Origin of the sequence: Buttiauxella sp. B2 (assembly GCF_006376615.1) — a bacterium.
Lineage (GTDB): Bacteria > Pseudomonadota > Gammaproteobacteria > Enterobacterales > Enterobacteriaceae > Buttiauxella.
Genome location: NZ_VEXQ01000003.1, coordinates 290,291 through 310,379, shown reverse-complemented (window position 1 = coordinate 310,379; position 20,089 = coordinate 290,291). Strand labels below are relative to the sequence as shown.

Here is a 20,089-nt window from a genome sequence, read left to right as displayed (position 1 = left end):
TGGAGTTTTTATATGAATCGTATCTATCGTCTGGTATGGAACCCAAGCCAAAATGCATTCGTTGTCGCCCCAGAGACGACGAAAACACGAAAAAAATGCAAAGGCCGGGCAACACAAACAGCATTGCTGAGTGCCTCTTTATTTCTCACAGCACTTCCCGCTTTTGCTGACGATATCAACTGGGCCGACGCTTATCCTTCTTATGGATTTCCGGTCCTGGTTAACTACGATCAAGTGATTGATACCGGTTTTGCTTTCACCATAGATAACACCCCCGCGCTCAATCACTATGCCCCAGGTACTACGCTCAATATCCTCGGGCCAATCCCACAGATTGCCCCGGGCGTTAACGGCAGCGCCACGCAGATGTTGGTTCGTGATGGGCTGGCAAGCAGTACGGGGCCAAGAATTACATTTATCCAGGCAACCGATTCTCAAGGTGTTATAACGCCCATTACCTCCGCCAATATTGATAACTTTAGCTATTCCACCAACCCTTCAGTGCCGCAGCAAAACCAGGAACTCAACGTTGTAGTTCCCGGGCTTGAAGGAAGCGACTCGGTTATCAAAGTGTATGATTCCAGCACTTTTTCAGCCCCTGGTACGTCATTGGTGGGCGATCTACCGCTAAATATTTACGACTCCCACTCTTTCCGCATCTATAACAATTTCGGCATTGTTGATATCGCCCCTGAAGGCGGCACGGCCAATATTAATATCGGGGCGGATACTGCCGGAACAACGCCAATATCCGCGGCGGCAAACACAATTGAACTACTGGCGAAAAACTCAACGCTTGCCAGGGCACAAGGGACAAGCACTGCTGATAGCCACGTGAACTGGCAGTCAGATAACTATATTCACTTTATGCCTGCCTTAGTAATTGCAACTGATTTGCAAAACGAGACTGCGGTCAGCTCCAAATACAACGATAGCATTACGCTACCTAACTACATTCAGGTTGGGCAGCAGGTCATTTTGGATCCAGTACAAACCTCCATCACCTTTCCCATTAATTCAGCGCTAGATATTGCAACGGTGAATGATTTCTTACTGGGGCAAGGCGCCTATGCTGGCCGTCAAAGCCAGGTGCAGCTTTGGCTCACGGGTGGCGTACAACTTCCCCCGGCTTACGGCAGTGTGGTGATTGATTCCAGCACCATCGCGCAAAATACCTACAACGGCATCATTCAAAGTTTGTTGGGTGATGAAGTGAATAACCGGGTTGATTTGACCTATCACGTTTGGGACGACGGCCTGGCTCATAACAATAACGCCACGCTGGGCACCGGTAATCTCGATATTATTTATGCCACAGGTGCTAACGCGACAGGTACGGTAACCGCTGAAGGTAGCCTGGCCGTAGACGGAGCCTCTGCCGTGATGCGCGGCGATACCAATGCCGTGTTGACCAACAACGGGACAATTAACATCTGGCGCAGTTCCAGTGCCAGCCCTTCCGGTGTTGGGATGCGAACCACCAACGCTACCGCGCTCAATACCGGAACAATCAACGCAGGCCTGTTCATCGAAAAAGATGGCACCAATCAAAATGTGCATAACCAGGGCAGCACCGCAATCCAGGGTGATGGTGCCAGCACACTCACCAACGAAGGATATATTAACGTTGCGCTAACCGATGGCAGCTCCGCTAATGCCTACGGTTTGCGGGCTCAAGGGACTACAACCGCGAGCAACAGCGGCACCATTGCGGTGGTTGGCAATAGCTTTAATGTTGACGGACGCGCCTCGGGTTATGCCGTCGATATAGCCGATGCATCAACCTTCGCCAACACCAATTCCGGCAATATTTTCATTGGTAGCACACCGATTACCGCCACAAAAATCTACTCACCAGTGCTCATGGTCGGCGGCGCACAGCAGTCGGCAGGCATTCATACCAGCAGTAGCGGAGCCGTCACTAACAACGGGACGATTACTCTCGGTGGGCAAACCCGCAATGCCGTAGGCATATTGGTGAGTGGTGCGACGGGGGCAGTCACCAACAGCGTTACTGGCGTCATTAACGTGCTTGGGCAGTTAGCGGGTGGCGCAGCGGCGGCCAACTACGGACTGTCCGTTATTGATACCAACAATGTAACGAATAACGGTCGTATTAACGTTTTTGGTGACAATAACGCTGCCATCAACGTGCTCGCATCGACCAAGGCTGCGGCGGTCACTTCAACAAATTCTGGCGTGATTACCGTTGGGGCTGCCGGAGATGCCGGTGGTAGTGACAATAACCCGGTGACTTATCGTAACTACGCGGTGTTTGCTGAAGGTGTGCAGGGTTTCCAGGCCACCGCCGATATCAACTCGGACATGAACCTGTTTGCTGCAGGTGCCATTGGCGCACACGCTCGTGGCAGCGCCACTATAAATGTTGGTTCGGATGCCGCATTAACCTTTAATAACACCAACCAAATTGGCTATTACGCCTACGGCCAGAGTGCCAGGATTAATCTTGCCAATGCAGTGATTGACGATAACGGACAGGCGCATTCCACTCTGTTTTTAATCGACCATGGTGCCACGTTTGACGGTAACTCTGGCGGAGGTGGCGCATATCAACTTACCGTCACCGGTGATAGTTCCATTGGCGTATTCGCCCACGGGCGTGATGATGGCCCTGATGGGCAAATGGACACCGCCGATGATGTGCCTTCTATGCTCAATACCGGCACCGCGACTATCACGGTAAATGGCGAAAATGCCGTGGGGGTGAAAGTCGCAGGTGGCGCGACGGGGACTATCAACAACGGCGGGATTATCCTTTCCCATAACAACACGACCGGCGTGGTAGTTGACGGACGTATTTACACCATTGATGGCAATATTAGTTCGGCTGGCGATGCACTTTCGACAGTGGTCACTTCAGACGTCGCACTCACATCCGGCGTGTTGCAAAGCGGTATTACCGGCTATGACGTCTCTTATAAAGGCGTGGTCACGCTCAACGGCGCGGGCATCAACCTTAACGGTACCAACAGCACTGGCGTGCTTTTGCATGACGGCGGTACAGGGTTGAATAACGCGCCCATTTCGGTATCAGGTGCGAATAATATCGGCGTACATATCCAGAACCAGGGCACGTTGACTAACACTGGAGCGATAAGCGTCACAGGGGCTGCGAACAGCGGCAACGTCGGTGTGAAAGTACAGGGTGCTGGCGCACAGGTTACACAACTGGGCAACGTTACAGCCAACGGTGGCCTTGCCGCTGTTCAGCTTATTGATGACGGGGCCTCTCTTACAATTAATGGCTCCGGGAACCACATTACCGCCAGCAATGGCGCAGATGGTATTCGTATGGATGCCGGTGCTTCATCACTCACTGCCCAGAATACGGTGATTGATATTTCTGGCACAGGTGCCGGCATTAACAACAACGCGGCCACCTCAAACATCAATTTAAACACGGTTACCGTCAACGCTTCAGACGGCCCGGCAATCCGCACTGCCGTCACCTTTAATGCCGAAGGGAGTGGAAATATCCTCAATGTTTCCGGCAGCGGTGCGGGCTTTGCTTTTGAACAGGCCGATGGCAGCAATACTACCGGCAATCTCACCATCGGTAACGGCTACACCATCAATGTGACGGGAACGAGCGCGTCCAATGGCAACGGTATTCTGGCGAAAACTAACGGCGCGGTGACATCGGGAGCTAACATCACCGTGGGCTCAAACGGAGGTGCTGCGATTTCAGCCATTGATGCGAACGCTGTGACCAACAGTGGTAATATTCAGACCAGCGGCGACGTCAACAGCAGCATTCTGGCAACCAACGCCGCAGCCTTTACCAACACCGGCACCATTAATTCCACCAGCACCACTAACTCACAACCACTGATCCGCATTAACGGCAGTGCTGCGGCGCGCACCATTCTTAACAGCGGAACGATTACCGATAGTAGCCCAAACTCGGTCGTGATTGATGCCAGTGGCAGTGCCAACAATACCATTACCAACCAGAACATCCTCAGTGCTGCCAACAATACGTCAACGGCGATTTTATCCGGTAGCGGTAACGATTTAATTACGCTTAACGGCGGTGCGACAACGGGACTGATTGCTGCGGGCAGTGGCAGCGACACCTTCACCTGGAATAGCGGCACCTTCGACGGTGCGGTAGATTTCACGGGGGGCGATGGCAATGATAAGGCACTGATAGGTAACGTCGATCTTGGCGCAACTCGCCACATTCTCAGCGAAGGTGGCAGTAATAATCAGCTGACGCTGACCAATACGAATCTGTGGAATGGCGGTGCTGGCCCAACGCGAATTGGTACCCTGACAACAGATGACGTGGCCACAGCAACCAATATCGGCACCGGCTGGAGCAACTTAACGGTTAGCGGAACACAGGCTAATGTCCGCGTTGTTAACAATCTGCTGTTATCGGGCACGCCTTCTATTGCTGTCACTGACGGCGGCACGTTACGCACAGGCGACAATCTGGTTACAGCGAATAACGCCACCATCAATAACTACAACATCGCAACCGACGGACCAACGAGCCGGGTCGTTTTCGATGGCACCTCTGCATCACAACTGTATACGGGGATAATCAGCGGTACGGGTGAACTGGAGCGCGCAGCAAGCGGCACCACAATCCTGACCGGAGAAAACACCTACAGCGGCAATACACTCATCGACACTGGCGGCACATTGCAACTCGGTACCGGCGGCACGGCAGGTGCGCTTTCTGCGGCCACAAATATCATTGATAACGGTATTTTTATTATCAACCAGTCAGATACCGTTAACCTTGGCGGCGTTATCTCTGGCAGCGGTGAATTTCACCAGATTGGCACTGGGGTGACTCGGTTAAGCGGTGCCAATACTTATCAGGGTGTCACTCAGGTAAACAGCGGCACGTTGCTGGTAAACGGTGATCAGTCAGGTGCTACAGGCGCAACTTCCGTTGCCAGCGGAGCCACACTCGGCGGCTCGGGCACCATTGGTGGCAGTGTCACCTTTGCCAATGGCACCACGTTAACGCCGGGTGACGGCGGTACAGGCACGCTGGCTATCAAAGGTGATTTAACGCTTGCGTCCGATACTAACAACAAATTTGAATTAGGGCAGCCGTTTACCTCAGGTGGTGCATTAAACGACCTGGTGACCGTGGGCGGCAATTTGACGCTGGACGGTGACCTGAACGTGACCTTGTCAGCGGGTGGTATTTTCGCGCCGGGTTTGTACCGTCTGTTCGAATACGCCGGTTCGCTCACCAATAATGGGCTGGATATTATTTCGCTGCCACCAGGTAACTCCACCATTTATTCAGTGCAAACCACACTGCCAAATCAGGTAAATCTGGTAGAGGGCTTCCCTAGGGGTTCAGCTAATCTGCAGTATTGGGACGGCGATGATGTTGCTAACCATGGTGCTACTGGCATTGAAGGTAATGGCATTATTAATGGAGGAAATGGGATATGGCGTTCCACCATAGGGGTAAACGAAAATAAATGGACATCTTCTACTGGGATCGGAAACGCACCGTGGCAGCAACAGGCGTTCGCTATATTCCAGGGTATCAGTGGTACCGTAGTGGTGGACGATAGTAACGGTTCGGTCGTTACCTCTGGGATGCAGTTTGATACCGATGGCTATTTACTGCTTGGCGGTACGCTGAATATCGCACGCACTACCAGTCAAATCCCTTCAATCAATTATGCCAATCAGGGTGAAACTCTCGCCACTGCATACTTCGGTATACGCGTTGGAGCAGGTGCCAGCGGTGGAGATATCACCACGACGATTAATACCGACCTGCATCAGAATAACCCCCTCGAGAGGTTGAAACTGGTCAAACTCGATCCTGGTCGCCTGATTTTAACCGGCAATAATGATTATGAAGGTGGTACCGAGATCTATGCCGGCACACTGAATGTCTCTACCGACGCCAACCTCGGGCTTGCAGGCACATCGATTCTGATTAATAACAACTCCGTGCTGCAAATTGGCGCGAATTACACCACCACGCGCCCTATTTTCCTGAGTGAAACAGGTGGCGGGCAGTTCGATCTTTATGGCCTTACGTTCACGCCAGACGGGGTGATTGGCGGGCTTGGTGGGCTGACAATTAAAGATACTTCAACCGGCACCGACGACAGCAATCTGGTGCTCAATAACGCGACGACTTATCAGGGCGCAACCACCATCACCGGTAAAGATGGCACTGCGCAAGTGGTAGTTGATGCCAATGTCACGGGTGCATTAGGCCCGGATATCAGCACATTGACGGTGAATCATCAGGCCACATTAAACTTCAATAATAGCGCGACGGCCCAGTCGCATTCTGTGGCACTTGATGACGCAACACTTAACTTCACTGGTAGCGCATCCGCGGCTAATAGCACAATCAACGCCGCAAATGGCGCGATGATTAATCTTGGTGATACCTCCTCTGGCGGTGCCGCGCAGATTAACCTTGCTGCCGGAACGCAATTGAATCTCAGTGAGCAGTCCAATGCGGGTAGCGCTACGGTAACTAACAACGGCCTGGTGACTTTCACCGATAGCGCACAAGCGCAGGACGCCGTGATTACCAATAACGCAGGCGGCGTGGTGAATCTTGCAAACACCAGTAGCGGCACCACCATCGGCTCGCTATCGGGTGCGGGCAATGTTGAGCTGGGAAGCAAAACGCTCAGCGAAGGTTCACTTAATCGTGATGATTTGATTAGCGGTGTAATTAGCGGTGTAGGTGGCGTGCTGAGCAAAATCGGTAGCGGTATTTTGACGCTGACCGGAGACAACACTTACACCGGCCAAACCACGGTGCAGCAAGGCACATTGTTGGTAAATGGTAACCAGTTGGCAGCAACGGGTGATGTGAACGTAAGCACCCTGTCCACTCTTGGAGGAGCGGGCGTCATTGGCGGAAAAGTGACGGTTGCCGACGACGGGCATCTTGCTGCGGGGGCTGATTTAGCGAGTGTTGGCGTATTAACCTTAGGCGGGTTAGCCCTGAATCAAAATTCCCAGGTGGATTTCCAGTTTGGTCAGTCGTTTACAGCGGGCGGTGTGCTTAACGATCTGGTGAATATCAACGGCGATCTGAACCTCAACGGCAAACTCAATATCACGCAAACCCCCGGTGGCACTTTCGATGTCGGGATTTATCGCGTGTTTAACTACACAGGCAGCCTGACGAATAACATCATGGATATCGGCATCGCGCCGGATGCTGCGGATGATCTGTACGTTCAAACCTCTATTGCCGGGCAGGTAAACCTGGTCAACCGCACTGGCGTTATTCTGCGTTTCTGGGACGGCAACCTCACCGCATCCAAAAACAACGGCGAGATTAACGGTGGCGATGGCGTATGGCAAAACAGCCACGGCAACGATAACTGGTCAACGGATGTCACCACACCGGATGGGCGCTTCAATGCACCATTCAGCGACGGATCGTTTGCGATATTCGGCGGTGAAAAAGGCACAGTCACGGTGGACAATTCGCTTGGCGAGGTGCGGGTTAGCGGGATGCAATTCGCCACAGACGGTTACGTCATCAACGACGGCACGATAACCACCAACACTGCAGATACGCAGATTCGCGTGGGTGATGGCACGGCTCCTGGAGCAAACTACATCGCCACCATTAACTCAGTTATCGCAGGCAGCGGCGGCATAGACAAAACTGATATCGGAACACTGCTGCTTAATGGCAACAATACCTATGCAGGTGGCACTACGGTCAGCGGCGGTACTTTGCAAGTTGCCAGCGATAGCAACCTCGGCCAGGCTGGAACAGGAATTGTGCTTAATGGTGGTACATTCCGCTACGGAGCGGCGTTCGATACCGCCCGTGCTGTGACGCTCGCCGCAAACGGCGGCACTGTTGATACCAACGGCAATAACGTAACCCTGCTGGGTGCGGCAAGCGGAACTGGCGCGCTGACCAAAGCCGGACTCGGTACGCTAACACTCAGCCAGGACAGTACTTACACCGGTGATACCACCATTCGTGCCGGCAATTTGCAATTGGGTACCGGCAGCACCCAGGGTAGCGTTATAGCCAATATTATTGATAACGGTGTGCTGCAAATTAACCGCTCCAATAGCTTAACGCTGGGCGGCAATATCTCCGGCACCGGCCAACTCTGGCAGCAAGGTTCTGGCACCACAATTCTTGCTGGTAGTAATAATTACCAGGGCATTACGCTGGTAGAAAATGGCACCCTGAAAGCTCAGGGGGTAAATAAACTCAGCGCGGCTTCAACGCATATCGTCAGCAGCGGTGCGACGCTGGATACCGGCGGCGATAACCAGACCGTTGGCGCACTGGCAAACCAGGGCACGGTGAATCTGCGTGGCGGTGATGTGGGATCAACCCTGACAGTAAATGGTGATTATGTTGGGCTTAACGGTGTGCTGAAAATTGCAGCACAGCAACATAGCCCAGGCGTTGCCGATCGGTTGGTGATCAACGGCGGTGCCGCTACAGGTAGAACGTTGTTGGATATCGACGTCAGCCAGCTTGGTGAACAGACCGAAGGTGACGGTATCGCGGTGGTAGAAGCGATTAACGGTGCGACGACCACAGCGCAAACCACCAAAGATGCATTTACCATTGGCGCGGATCACCTTGAAGCCGGTGCCTGGGAATACCGTTTGTTCGCTGGAAACAGCCAGGGGCAAGGTGAAGATTGGTTCCTGCGTGCCAGTTATCGTCCGGAAGTGCCTATCTTTAACACCGTCGCCTCAACTGTCCGCCAGGCAGATTTAGCGGTTCTGGGTACGTTGCACCAACGCGTGGGCGACGAACAGCCGTGGAATACCACCGTGGCACAAGACAATGACCAGCGTTTCTGGGCACGCTATATCACGCAATCCACCCATCAGTCATTTAACGATGCCACAGGCTCGCAGGCTGATTCGCAGATTAATGGTATGCAGATTGGTTTCGATTTGTATGTTGATGAAGACTGGCGTGCTGGGATGTACACCTCGATTGTGGACGATGACACCAGCGTTCAGGGCGCAAATTCTGGTGGCTACGGTACGGCGGGTTATAACTCTACCCTGTCGGTATATGTCGGCGGTTATGCGACCTACACCGCACAAAGCGGTTTCTATGTTGATAACGTATTGCAGTACGGCAACCACAGCATCGATTTGAAGAACGCACAAAATCAAAATACTTACAGCCCTGATGGCAACAGCTTTATCGCCTCGGTTGAAACGGGTTACCCAATTCTCTTTGGCGATACTACCTGGTTTATCGAACCGCAGGCGCAACTCATCTGGCAGCACAGTGATTTTGATAGTGTGATTCTGGAAGGTGATGCGAAAACTCGTGCGTCCATTGATGCAGATGATGCCATCATCGGCCGCATTGGTGCGCGTTTGGGAGCAGAATATGAAACCAACGTCGGCAAGGTGAAACCTTACGTACGGGTGAATTTGTGGCAACAGCTTTCCAATGGGCAGGATAACGCAACGTTTGAGAACACCACGAATAATGCTGGAAAATCAGTGGTATCTTCGGATCAGCAATACAGCAGCACGCAAGCGGCTGTGGGTGCTACCTGGACTATCGCCAAAAATGCCGAAGCTTATACCGAAGTCGGTAAAACCTGGAGCAACGGTGGCAGCAATACCAGCATCAGTAATGATTTTGGTGGGTCGGTTGGTATGAAGATTCGCTTCTGATTTTGCTTTCCGTTGAGGTGGTTAACCTCTTAAAGTCATGCACTTATTTCTATATCCAGGGATGGATATAGTGAGTGGGTAAAGAAAGGAAAAAACCATACATTTTCCCAAAAAGTGCCAGAATGGCACACAAAAGGTAAAACGCCTTCTTTTGGACAAAGATTCTTGTGGAGAAAAGCATGGCGCTACCCTTCCCTTTATCTCACGCTAAAACTTTTGTGCTGGCTGGTTTACTCCTCGCCAGCCCACTTGGTTTTGCGGCTGACGGCAACCTTATCAGGCAACGAGCCAATGCGGTTCTTTCGCTAATGAGTTACACGGTAGTACCTGATATTACCGCCAGCGACCTCAATATCGGCGGCGGCGGCAATGAGAAGAACTCGCTTTCCATCACTCAATTTGGTGGCGGTGCCACAATGAGCGAAGAATTCCCCATTTATCTGGAAGGCACGTTGGGCTATAGCCGTTACGATCCGCAATTTGTCTTCAGCAATGGTACTGAAAGCCGCAAGATCCCCGTGAAATGGAACAGTCTGAACGCAACAGGCGGTATCGGTTGGGATTTTAAACTGCACACGGATAGATGGGGCGGTAATTTGGTATTGCGCCCCATCGCTAACTTTACGCTGGGGACGATGGCAAGCGATTTGCGGGTCGGTGCGTATCTGCTCCAACAATCTAGAGACGCAGATTTTAAGTTTCTTGATGGAGGCCGTCTCAACGTTTATGGGTTGGGGGGCGCGCTGATGCTCGACTATGAATTATTCTCCAAAAGCCAGGACATTGATGTGGAGTTGCGTTATTCCAAACAGGAACTGCGCAGCTTCGATAGCTCGTTTGCCGCTAGCGGCGAGGCTAACGCGGATAATTTGGGCCTCTATCTACGCCGCCGTGCGCCTATTTCTGACTGGACGTTACTAGGAAAACCCGTTCGCTATGTAATGGAAGGTGCCCGTACCGAATATCTGGGGGAACAGCGTGGTCTGCTCGGGTTCAATAGCCTTAACTCGTTGGGGCTGGGACTAGAATTGGACAGCAGCGATTATGACGTAGTGATAAGCCGCACTCGTCTGGTCGCACGTTATATGTTTGGCAATAATACGACGGGTTACGGTATTGGCCTGGCGATGAGTTTCTGAAAAGGCATCATTCTTGTGCTGGCAAATTTGTAGAGGTTTGTGACTCGGGAGTGTTTCAGATACCGACGGTACATATTTAGGTTATGCCGGCTTATGGGTAATACGACACAAATGAAAAAGGGGTCGCCTTTCGGCAACCCCTTCAAATGTTGGCGGAAGCGCAGAGATTCGAACTCTGGAACCCTTTCGGGTCGCCGGTTTTCAAGACCGGTGCCTTCAACCGCTCGGCCACACTTCCAACGAGGCGAACTATAAACATACCCATACTTCATGTAAAGCACGATTTTGTTCGTTCGCCTGAAAAATCACCAAATTCGTGTTGTTTGGCTGAATCATCAACAATTTGATTAGTTTAACAACAGCATTCGCTGCAAATTTTGCGACTTGCAACGAATCTGGCCTCAATGTTTTTTGATGTACATATCTTTGGTGTAGTAGAAAGCGAGGTTGTTTGGCGCATATCCGCCGACAAAAGGTTTCACCAGTTGGGCTGAAACATAGTGATAAACCGGAATCGCTGGTACATCCTCCCCCAATTTGTCCTCTGCTTGCTGATAAAACTTTCCGCGCTCTACAACATTGTCCGCTTTTGCAGCATTTTTCAGTGCCTGATCAAAATCAGCGTTGCTGTACTTCGTCGTATTCTCGCTATCGCCAGTCCGGAAATTATTCAGGAAGGTCGATGCATCATCGTAATCCGCGACCCACGCGTAGCGAACGGCGTCAAAATTACCGCTGTGCATTGTGTCGAGCATGGTTTTCCATTCCTGATTTTGCAGCTTCGCTTCAACACCCAAATTTTTCTTCCACATTGAACTGGCGGCAATCGCGATACGTTGGTGCGATTCCGAAGTGTTGTACAAAAGATTAAAGCTCAATGGGTGGGCGGCGTTAAATCCCGCCTCTTCAAGTAATTTTTTAGCCTCTGCGATACGCTTCTCGTGGCTCCAGCTGGCGTAATCAGGGGATTTAAGCTCTACACCACCAATTTTACGCTGGCTGATTACCCAGGCAGGGAGTTGTCCTTGCCCCAGCACTTTTTCAGCGATGATGTCTTTATCCAGCCCCATATTCAGCGCCCGACGTACACGCGCATCATTGAATGGCGGCTTGGTGGTATTGAACTCGTAATAGTAAGTCGCCAGTTTCGGGGTAACGTGAACCTGATCCGGGATAGATTTTTTCAATGCCGCATACAGGGTTTGCGGCACAGTCAAAACGATATCAATTTCACCCGCTTTGTAGCGGTTGATGTCTGCCGTTTCGGAAGCAATAGGCAGATAAGTCACCTTATTAATAACCGTATGGCTATCGTCCCAGTATTGCTTGTTACGCACGCCAACAACTTTTTCGTTCACCACCCACTGCGAAAGTGTGTACGCACCACTGCTGACGAAATTACCCGGCTGTGTCCATTTATCTCCGTACTTCTCAACAACTGTTTTATCAACTGGCACCAGCGACGTGTGCGCAAGCATAGAAAGAAACGCGGCGGTTGGCTGAGTGAGCGTGATTTGTAGCGTCGAATCATCTAGCGCTTTGACACCTAATGTATCAGGGGATTTTTTACCATTTGCAATGTCTGCTGCATTCTCAAGGTGCATATTGCCGAGATAAGTGCCATACGGAGACACCGTTTTCGGGTCAACCAGGCGTTGCCAACTCCAGACCACATCTTGCGCGGTGATAGGCTCCCCATTCGACCATTTAATGCCGGGGCGAAGATGAAACGTCCATACAGTACTGTCCTTCTCTTCCCATTTTTCAGCAAGCCTTGGCTCTATAGAGCCATCGTTTCGCACGGCTACCAACCCTTCAAAAAAATCACTGATAATGGCCGACTCAACACTACTTTCAACTTTATGGGGATCAAGCGAGGCTGGCTCACTGCCGTTGTTGCGCACTAATTCCTGAGTCGCTGCAAGCTCTGTCCCTGCTGGCACGTTAGCGGCCCAGGCACCAGAAATGGCACAGGCCAAGCTCACTGCGACAAATGATTTGATAAATGTGATGTGGTTGTTTGTTTTCATTACACACGCCTTATTTGAGTTATTAACGACGGTACGGTTAACACTCTTAGCATCCGGAATGGTTAAAGCAATGTTTTTCAGCCACATATAAGTTATTTCTTTGACGAATGTCCGGCTTGTGATTTATTCGCGGACAAGGTAAAGATGGGTAAAATGACTTCCTTGCAATAAAGGAGGCTATTATTCTCAGTCACCATATACACCTGCATTAAGAGAGAGTTTCTGAATGGATCGCATAATTACTTCTTCGCGTGACCGTTCGTCACTGCTGAGTACCCATAAGGTACTGCGTAATACTTATTTCCTGCTCAGCCTGACGTTGGCGTTTTCTGCGATTACTGCAACCGCCAGCACAGTGTTGATGTTGCCATCTCCGGGTCTGATTCTGACTCTGGTTGGTATGTATGGCCTGATGTTTTTGACTTACCGTCTGGCGGATAAACCTACAGGCATTCTTGCTGCTTTTGCTTTCACCGGCTTCCTGGGTTACATCCTCGGCCCAATGCTTAATTCTTATATCTCGGCCGGTATGGGCGATGTGATTGGCATGGCGTTAGGCGGTACGGCGTTGGTGTTCTTTAGCTGCTCGGCTTATGTGCTGACCACCCGTAAGGATATGTCCTTCCTGGGCGGCATGCTGATGGCGGGTGTAGTTGTCGTGCTAGTTGGCATGGTAGCGAACATCTTCCTGCAACTGCCTGCTTTGCATTTGGCTATCAGCGCGGTGTTTATCCTGATCTCTTCTGGCGCCATTTTGTTTGAGACCAGTAATATCATCCGTGGTGGTGAAACCAACTACATTCGCGCAACAGTTAGCTTGTACGTTTCTCTGTACAACATCTTTATCAGCCTGTTGAGCATTCTGGGCTTCGCAAACCGCAATTAATCACTTGCCTGTTCCATACCAAAGCCTCGCAAATTGCGGGGCTTTGTTTTTTCTGAAACAGTAAAATTTGCTACACTGCCGCCAGTTTGTCTGGAGCAACGAATAATTATGTTGATGTTTGAAGGCCGAGAAATAGAAACCGACGCCGATGGTTATCTGAAAAATAGCCAGGAATGGAGCGAGCCGCTTGCAGAAGTTATTGCCGCCGGTGAAGGCATTACGCTTGCGGTAGAACACTGGGAAGTGGTGAGATTCGTACGCGAATTTTATCTGGAATTTAATACGTCCCCAGCTATTCGCATGTTGGTGAAGGCGATGGCGAATAAATTCGGTGAAGAAAAAGGTAACAGCCGTTATCTGTATCGATTATTTCCAAAAGGACCGGCCAAGCAGGCAACAAAAATTGCTGGGCTGCCAAAGCCGGTGAAGTGTATTTAGTAGCGAATACTAAAATCTGTCCATTGGCGGTCGGGTTGATGTGGTTCAGTCAGCACTTTATCAACCCGAGCACTGCGTGGACCCCCTGCTTTTAGCCAAGCGACAAGTTTTTCAACCTGCTGTGCTTCTCCGCAGGCCAATACTTCAACGCTACCATCATCCATGTTACGAGCATAACCGGTTAAACCCAGTTTTAGCCCTTCACGCTGGGTGCTGTAGCGAAAACCAACCCCCTGAACCAGGCCGTGGACCCAGGCGAGTGTGCATACTGTGGCCATAACTTCCTCCGTTTCGGGTTCTTGCGTTGCATTTCGCCGGTGTTAACCGGAAAATGACGCCCAATTATTAGCAAGAAAGCATAGCAAATTATGAGTGTACGTTTAGTGTTAACCAAAGGGCGCGAAAAATCTTTATTGCGCCGTCATCCGTGGGTGTTTTCTGGTGCGGTCGCACGCATGGAAGGCAAAGCTAATCCTGGCGAAACAATTGATGTTGTTGATAGCCAAGGCAAATGGTTAGCCCGTGCAGCCTATTCCCCTTCGTCGCAAATCCGTGCTCGCGTCTGGAGTTTCGACGCCAATGAAAGCATCGACATCGAGTTTTTCACTCGTCGTTTGCAGCAAGCGCAGATTTGGCGGCAATGGCTGGCAAACCGTGATGGGCTGGACAGCTATCGCCTGATTGCAGGTGAATCTGATGGTCTACCGGGTGTGACAATTGACCGTTTTGGTAATTTTCTGGTGCTGCAACTGCTTTCTGCTGGTGCTGAATATCAACGCCCTGCACTCGTTGCTGCGTTGCAAAATCTTTATCCAGAATGCGCTATTTACGACCGTTCCGATGTGGCGGTACGTAAGAAAGAAGGGATGGAATTGACGCAAGGCCCTGTCAGCGGTGAATTACCACCTGACTTATTACCAATTGAAGAACACGGCATGAAGCTGCTGGTCGATATTAAAGGTGGCCATAAAACAGGTTACTACCTTGACCAGCGCGATAGCCGCTTTGCGACCCGCCAATATGTGAAAGATAAACGTGTCCTGAACTGTTTCTCTTACACTGGGGGTTTTGCCGTTTCCGCGCTGATGGGCGGTTGTAGCCAGGTTGTGAGTGTTGATACCTCTCAGGATGCTTTAGATGTCGCGAAGAAAAACGTCGAGCTGAATAAACTCGATCTGAGCAAAGCTGAGTTCCTGCGTGACGACGTTTTCAAACTGCTGCGCAAATACCGCGATCAGGGTGAAAAATTCGACGTTATCGTTATGGACCCGCCAAAGTTCGTCGAAAACAAGAGCCAACTGATGGGCGCTTGTCGTGGCTACAAAGATATCAACATGCTGGCAATCCAGTTGTTGAATCCGGGTGGAATTCTGATGACGTTCTCATGCTCTGGTCTTATGACGACAGATTTATTCCAGAAAATCATCGCCGACGCCGCCGTAGATGCTGGGCGTGATGTACAATTTATAGAGCAGTTCCGCCAGGCAGCCGATCATCCAGTGATTGCCACCTATCCGGAAGGGCTGTATCTGAAAGGGTTTGCCTGTCGCGTCATGAATGCCCTATAGATTTCGAGTAGCAGCTTGGCTGCATTTTGAAAGATATGGTATTGCTTGAAAAGTAGAAACTTGCCCGCACATCTGTTGCAGTAACGTTTCTCAGGAGGTGACTATGATTGCCAGCAAATTCGGCATTGGCCAGCAAGTCCGACATTCTTTGCTGGGTTATCTGGGAGTGGTGGTCGATATTGACCCAGAATATTCTCTGGATGAACCCGCAGAAGATGACCTGGCCGGCAATGATGTTCTGCGTAGTGCACCCTGGTATCATGTAGTGATGGAAGATGATGATGGCCAGGCGGTGCATACCTATCTTGCTGAAGCCCAGTTAAGTTGGGAGTCACAAGACGATCACCCCGAACAACCGTCGATGGATGAATTGGCGGCTTCGATACGGCAACAGCTTTTGGCACCTCGCCTGCGTAATTAGCAAAAACCCCGCATTGCGGGGTTTTTTATTATTTAGCTAAACCTAAGCGTGGGATTTCAATCGCTGGACATTTATCCATCACTACATTCAATCCGGCATCCTGGGCTAGTACAGCGGCTTGTTCATTGATAACGCCCAACTGCATCCACAACGTTTTTGCACCAATAGCAATCGCTTCTCGCGCCACTTCCCATGCAGCTTCTGAATTTCTAAATACATCAACCATATCGACTTTCTTAGGGATATCAGCAAGCGTGCCATAGCCTTGCTGCCCTAAAAGCGTTTTACCTGCCACTTTTGGTGAGACAGGAATGACTTCATATCCTTGATCCAGCAAATAAGCCATCACCCGATAGCTTGGCCGATCGGGTTTATCACTGGCTCCCACTAGCGCAATTGTTCGGGTGTTTTTTAGAATAGTTTCGATATCTGCCTGTTTCATCACATTCTCCGCTAAGACTCAGTAATCAAAAGTGTATGTCATCCATTACTGACTCACCATCTTTCCCATACACAGGTAGTAGAGCAATTCTTGGGAATATGTCTATATGTTAATGAACCGTTCTTATGAAAAATTTTGATACATTCAGTAAGGGATGGTCCCATTTACCCTTGGCCGGAGAAATAGATGAGAACCCTGTGCTTAATCGCAATATGTTGGACTCTTCTTTTGCCGCATGAATCGTGGGCGACAACCCTGCGTCTGTCCACGGATGTAGATTTGCTCGTGCTGGATGGAAAAAAAGTTTCTAGCTCTTTGCTCAGGGGAGCTGATAGCCTGGAGCTGGATAACGGCCCGCATCAAATGGTGTTTCGAGTAGAAAAAAATATTCGAACCACTACGCGGGAACAACGCCTTTATATTTCCCCTCCTCTGGTCGTGAGTTTCGATACCAAAGAAGTCAATCAGGTCAATTTTAATCTGCCGCGCATTGAGAATGATAAAGAAAGCGATGAATTTGACCAGGCTCCTCATCTTCAGTTGCTTGATGGTAATGCCGCAGTCATTCCATTGAAAATGGATATCTTGCCGGTGAAAATAACACCCCAGGGAATTGATTACGAACAGGATACGCAGTTTTACAACAAGTCTGAGAAAACTGCATCAGTAAAAGGATTCGCCACCATGATGGCGGATGATAGCGCATTGCTTTCCGGGGTGTCTGAACTCGATTCTCCGGCTCGCCAGTCTGAAACATTAACCGAGCAACGCCTAAAATATTGGTTTTTACAGGCAGATAAACCTACCCGGGAGCGGTTCTTACAGTGGGTGAAGGATCATCCTGCACAATAATGCCTTTCAACCTCCGTATTTTTGCCCCTCTTCTCTTGCAGCGTCAGTAACTTCCAGTAATCTGTAGTCAATATAAATCAATCAGGATTATCCAATGGAACTCACTACCCGCACCCTGGCGGAACACAAGCATATTGCGCTGGTTGCGCATGACCACTGTAAAGACGCGTTGTTGAAATGGGTTGAACGCCACAAGGCTACTCTTGCTCAACATGTGTTGTACGCAACCGGTACCACCGGGAATCTCATCCAGCGTGGTAGCGGTCTTGATGTGAATGCCATGTTGAGCGGGCCGATGGGCGGTGACCAGCAAGTGGGCGCGTTGATTTCTGAAGGGAAAATTGATGTGCTGATTTTCTTCTGGGATCCGCTCAACGCTGTTCCACACGACCCGGACGTTAAAGCCTTACTGCGTCTGGCAACAGTGTGGAACATCCCTGTAGCAACTAACCTTTCGACTGCCGATTTTATTATTCAATCACCGGGCTTTGATCGTGCAGTAGAAATTTTGATTCCAGATTACCCGCGCTATCTGGCTGAGCGATTGAAATAACTATCATCGAACTGAAAAACTACGGTCGATTTGCAGCGGGCACGCCAAGCTGTTTCAGAATCTCAACAAAACTGGATGGTTCTTGTTTGTTGAATAGTAGCCAGACACGATGACGGGCCCGCGTCATCGCTACGTACAATAACCGCCGCTCTTCTGCATCCGGGTAATCTTCTGGTTCTGGCAGTAACGCCTCTTCCATGACAGATTCTCGCACTTCCGCCGGAAAACTATCTTTTCCCTGCTGCAACCCCAGAACCACAACATACTCAGCTTGTTGCCCTTTGCTTGCATGAATGGTCATGAAATCAATGGCCAGTTTTGGCCAACGTGTCGCGGCCTTTTCCAGAATCGTAGGGCGTAAATGGTGGTAACGAGCGAGTACCAGAATACGTTGCTCAGGTTTCACATAACCGCTCATCTTATCGAGCAATGCTTCAAGCTGGTCGTCGGCCAACAGTGTGATGGCTTTTTTATCGCCTTTGGACAAACTGTTCAGTGGTTTGGCAAGTTGATGTGGATTCTGCTGTATAAAGCGATTGGCAATTTCACCGATTCTATCGTTAAAGCGATAAGTCGTATCCAGCGCACATTGGTCTGCATCACCAAAATGGTGAGCAAAGGCAGTCGTCAGCGTCATCTCTGCACCGCTGAAACGATAAATTGCCTGCCAGTCATCCCCTACCGCGTATAAAGAAGTATGGGAGTTCTGTTTTCTCAGTGCCACCAACAAAGCTGCGCGTTGTGGTGAGATGTCCTGAAATTCATCTACCAAGATGTGCTTCCAGGGACTGATAAATCGACCTTTCTCCAGCACATTAATGGCCTGATGAATCAACCCCGAAAAATCGACGGCCTCTTCAGATTTCAGTGCGATCTTCCAGCTTTTCAACAATGGAGCCATCAGCTTGACGCGTTTAGCAAAGTGGTCGCGTTTTTCTTCCGGTGCTGCTGCAATCATTTCTGCCTGCGAACCACCATGCATACGCATCAATCCTAGCCACCTGTCTAACCGGCTCGCCAGGCGTTTGGCTAATCGTTCATCCTTCCAGTATTCACCTTCCGGTACCTCCCATTGCAACTCGTCCCGCAGCCATTCACGCCAGCCTTTTGCCTGTGCTTTTTTCTCACGGCACTGTTGCTGCCAGCATTCAATCAACAATTGGTGACGTGCGCTGGTATCCGATTCAAGCTCGCTGACGCGTGGCACTTTTTTGCTCCCTTGCTGGATAATATGTAACGCGAGGGAATGGAAAGTGCGGGCTGAAATAGCATCAGTGTGCAGCCGTTCAGCGATTCGCTGATCCATCTCTTGTGCGGCTTTGCGCCCAAACGCCAGCAACAAGATTTGATCCTCACTTGCTTCGCCCCGTTGCAGTAACCAACCAGCACGCGCAACCAGAACAGATGTTTTGCCGCTACCTGCTCCCGCCAGCACCAACAGTGAATCTTCGCCATTTACCACAGCGCGAGCCTGAGAAGGATTCAGCGGTGAGCTTTCAACTTCCTGGAAGAAATCAGAATACTTTTCAAGCATATGATTGGTGAAAGCAGTATTACGCTGATGGCGACGCACCTCACCTTGTTCAAGCCAGGCTTTACAGTGCAACCAGACTTCGCGGCAATTATCGAATGCTTCAAGACGCGCTTGTGGCAGTGGCAATGCGGAAAATGCAGCCCGTACGTTTTGTTGTAATGCTTGCATGTCGCTGCGTTTGAACCATTTTTCCTGCTGGATTCGACGCGTTATCTCAGCATATTGCTGATGAAGTACCTGAGCCGCAACTTCACTCATTTCAGCGCTCCAGTTCTGCCATAGCTCATCGAGATGATGATAAAAGTGCTGAGTTTCATTCCATTCAGTGCCGTGTAAGCGCACAACCTTATCATCGGGCAGGACAAATTCCAGCTCGCCCCAGACCAGGCCACGCTTGCAATTTATTGCTATTAACTGATTGAATGGAATAAGGTATTCATGGCGATCGCCCTTTACCTCTACACCAGCAGTCAGCAATCTCACACGATTGTAGGGATGTTGTGCTAAATGCTTGCCAAGGGAGGTCGCTTTCAGTTCCATTACGCTTTGCCTGATCC

Annotated in this window: 12 protein-coding genes and 1 tRNA gene; 8 read left to right on the top strand and 5 right to left on the bottom strand. The window is 50.4% G+C overall.

The window, feature by feature from the left end:
• Nucleotides 1-12: 12 nt before the first annotated feature.
• Nucleotides 13-9,669, top strand: a complete 9,657-nt coding sequence (locus FH968_RS06340; protein ID WP_139878295.1) for an autotransporter-associated beta strand repeat-containing protein — start codon at nucleotides 13-15, stop codon at nucleotides 9,667-9,669.
• Between the two features lie 179 nt (nucleotides 9,670-9,848).
• Complete coding sequence (locus tag FH968_RS06335; RefSeq protein WP_139878294.1) at nucleotides 9,849-10,808, top strand: hypothetical protein; 960 nt, start codon at nucleotides 9,849-9,851, stop codon at nucleotides 10,806-10,808.
• 150 nt (nucleotides 10,809-10,958) lie between these two features.
• Here FH968_RS06335 and FH968_RS06330 read toward each other — a convergent pair.
• Both FH968_RS06330 and FH968_RS06325 read right to left on the bottom strand, forming a co-directional pair.
• Nucleotides 10,959-11,046 (bottom strand) — tRNA-Ser (locus tag FH968_RS06330).
• Nucleotides 11,047-11,209: 163 nt separating this feature from the next.
• The gene (locus tag FH968_RS06325) at nucleotides 11,210-12,838 is read right to left on the bottom strand and encodes an ABC transporter substrate-binding protein (RefSeq protein WP_139878293.1); all 1,629 of its coding nucleotides are present in this window, start codon (nucleotides 12,836-12,838) and stop codon (nucleotides 11,210-11,212) included.
• A gap of 226 nt (nucleotides 12,839-13,064) precedes the next feature.
• On the opposite strand from FH968_RS06325, the gene yccA reads away from it, so the two are divergent.
• Nucleotides 13,065-13,724 carry an FtsH protease modulator YccA gene (gene yccA, locus FH968_RS06320; protein WP_064557603.1) on the top strand — a complete coding sequence of 220 codons (660 nt, stop codon included), beginning with the start codon at nucleotides 13,065-13,067 and terminating at the stop codon, nucleotides 13,722-13,724.
• Nucleotides 13,725-13,832: 108 nt separating this feature from the next.
• Nucleotides 13,833-14,162 carry a sulfurtransferase TusE gene (gene tusE, locus FH968_RS06315; protein ID WP_139878292.1) on the top strand — a complete coding sequence of 110 codons (330 nt, stop codon included), beginning with the start codon at nucleotides 13,833-13,835 and terminating at the stop codon, nucleotides 14,160-14,162.
• Here the strand turns inward: tusE and yccX are convergent.
• Nucleotides 14,159-14,440, bottom strand: coding sequence for an acylphosphatase (gene yccX / locus FH968_RS06310; RefSeq protein WP_139878291.1), 282 nt, complete (start codon nucleotides 14,438-14,440; stop codon nucleotides 14,159-14,161). The genes tusE and yccX overlap by 4 nt on opposite strands.
• Nucleotides 14,441-14,530: 90 nt before the next feature.
• Here yccX and rlmI point away from each other — a divergent pair, with 90 nt between their 5' ends.
• On the top strand, nucleotides 14,531-15,730 hold the full coding sequence (gene rlmI / locus FH968_RS06305; RefSeq protein WP_139878290.1) for a 23S rRNA (cytosine(1962)-C(5))-methyltransferase RlmI: 1,200 nt from the start codon (nucleotides 14,531-14,533) through the stop codon (nucleotides 15,728-15,730).
• A 103-nt stretch (nucleotides 15,731-15,833) separates the two neighbouring features.
• Complete coding sequence (gene hspQ, locus FH968_RS06300; RefSeq protein WP_139878289.1) at nucleotides 15,834-16,151, top strand: heat shock protein HspQ; 318 nt, start codon at nucleotides 15,834-15,836, stop codon at nucleotides 16,149-16,151.
• Nucleotides 16,152-16,179: 28 nt separating this feature from the next.
• Here hspQ and FH968_RS06295 read toward each other — a convergent pair whose 3' ends face one another.
• Nucleotides 16,180-16,593, bottom strand: a complete 414-nt coding sequence (locus FH968_RS06295; protein ID WP_139878287.1) for a CoA-binding protein — start codon at nucleotides 16,591-16,593, stop codon at nucleotides 16,180-16,182.
• A gap of 186 nt (nucleotides 16,594-16,779) precedes the next feature.
• On the opposite strand from FH968_RS06295, the gene FH968_RS06290 reads away from it, so the two are divergent.
• Together FH968_RS06290 and mgsA are read left to right on the top strand one after the other, a co-directional pair.
• Nucleotides 16,780-17,445 (top strand): DUF2057 family protein, encoded by a 666-nt coding sequence (locus FH968_RS06290; RefSeq protein ID WP_139878286.1) that lies wholly within the window; start codon nucleotides 16,780-16,782, stop codon nucleotides 17,443-17,445.
• Between the two features lie 94 nt (nucleotides 17,446-17,539).
• Entirely contained in the window at nucleotides 17,540-17,998 is a 459-nt protein-coding gene (gene mgsA, locus FH968_RS06285; protein ID WP_139878285.1) for a methylglyoxal synthase, read from the top strand.
• Nucleotides 17,999-18,017: 19 nt separating this feature from the next.
• Here mgsA and helD read toward each other — a convergent pair whose 3' ends face one another.
• A complete protein-coding gene (helD, locus tag FH968_RS06280) occupies nucleotides 18,018-20,072 on the bottom strand; it encodes a DNA helicase IV (RefSeq protein WP_139878284.1) in 2,055 nt (684 codons plus the stop codon).
• Nucleotides 20,073-20,089: the final 17 nt, after the last annotated feature.

Excerpts from the sequence above, each read along its gene's own strand:
- yccA (WP_064557603.1), top strand. The coding sequence starts at position 13,065 with ATGGATCGCATAATTACTTCTTCGCGTGACCGTTCGTCACTGCTGAGT.
- yccX (WP_139878291.1), bottom strand. The coding sequence starts at position 14,440 with ATGGCCACAGTATGCACACTCGCCTGGGTCCACGGCCTGGTTCAGGGG.
- FH968_RS06290 (WP_139878286.1), top strand. The coding sequence starts at position 16,780 with ATGAGAACCCTGTGCTTAATCGCAATATGTTGGACTCTTCTTTTGCCG.
- rlmI (WP_139878290.1), top strand. The coding sequence starts at position 14,531 with ATGAGTGTACGTTTAGTGTTAACCAAAGGGCGCGAAAAATCTTTATTG.
- FH968_RS06335 (WP_139878294.1), top strand. The coding sequence starts at position 9,849 with ATGGCGCTACCCTTCCCTTTATCTCACGCTAAAACTTTTGTGCTGGCT.
- mgsA (WP_139878285.1), top strand. The coding sequence starts at position 17,540 with ATGGAACTCACTACCCGCACCCTGGCGGAACACAAGCATATTGCGCTG.
- FH968_RS06340 (WP_139878295.1), top strand. The coding sequence starts at position 13 with ATGAATCGTATCTATCGTCTGGTATGGAACCCAAGCCAAAATGCATTC.
- FH968_RS06325 (WP_139878293.1), bottom strand. The coding sequence starts at position 12,838 with ATGAAAACAAACAACCACATCACATTTATCAAATCATTTGTCGCAGTG.
- tusE (WP_139878292.1), top strand. The coding sequence starts at position 13,833 with ATGTTGATGTTTGAAGGCCGAGAAATAGAAACCGACGCCGATGGTTAT.
- hspQ (WP_139878289.1), top strand. The coding sequence starts at position 15,834 with ATGATTGCCAGCAAATTCGGCATTGGCCAGCAAGTCCGACATTCTTTG.
- FH968_RS06295 (WP_139878287.1), bottom strand. The coding sequence starts at position 16,593 with ATGAAACAGGCAGATATCGAAACTATTCTAAAAAACACCCGAACAATT.
- helD (WP_139878284.1), bottom strand. The coding sequence starts at position 20,072 with ATGGAACTGAAAGCGACCTCCCTTGGCAAGCATTTAGCACAACATCCC.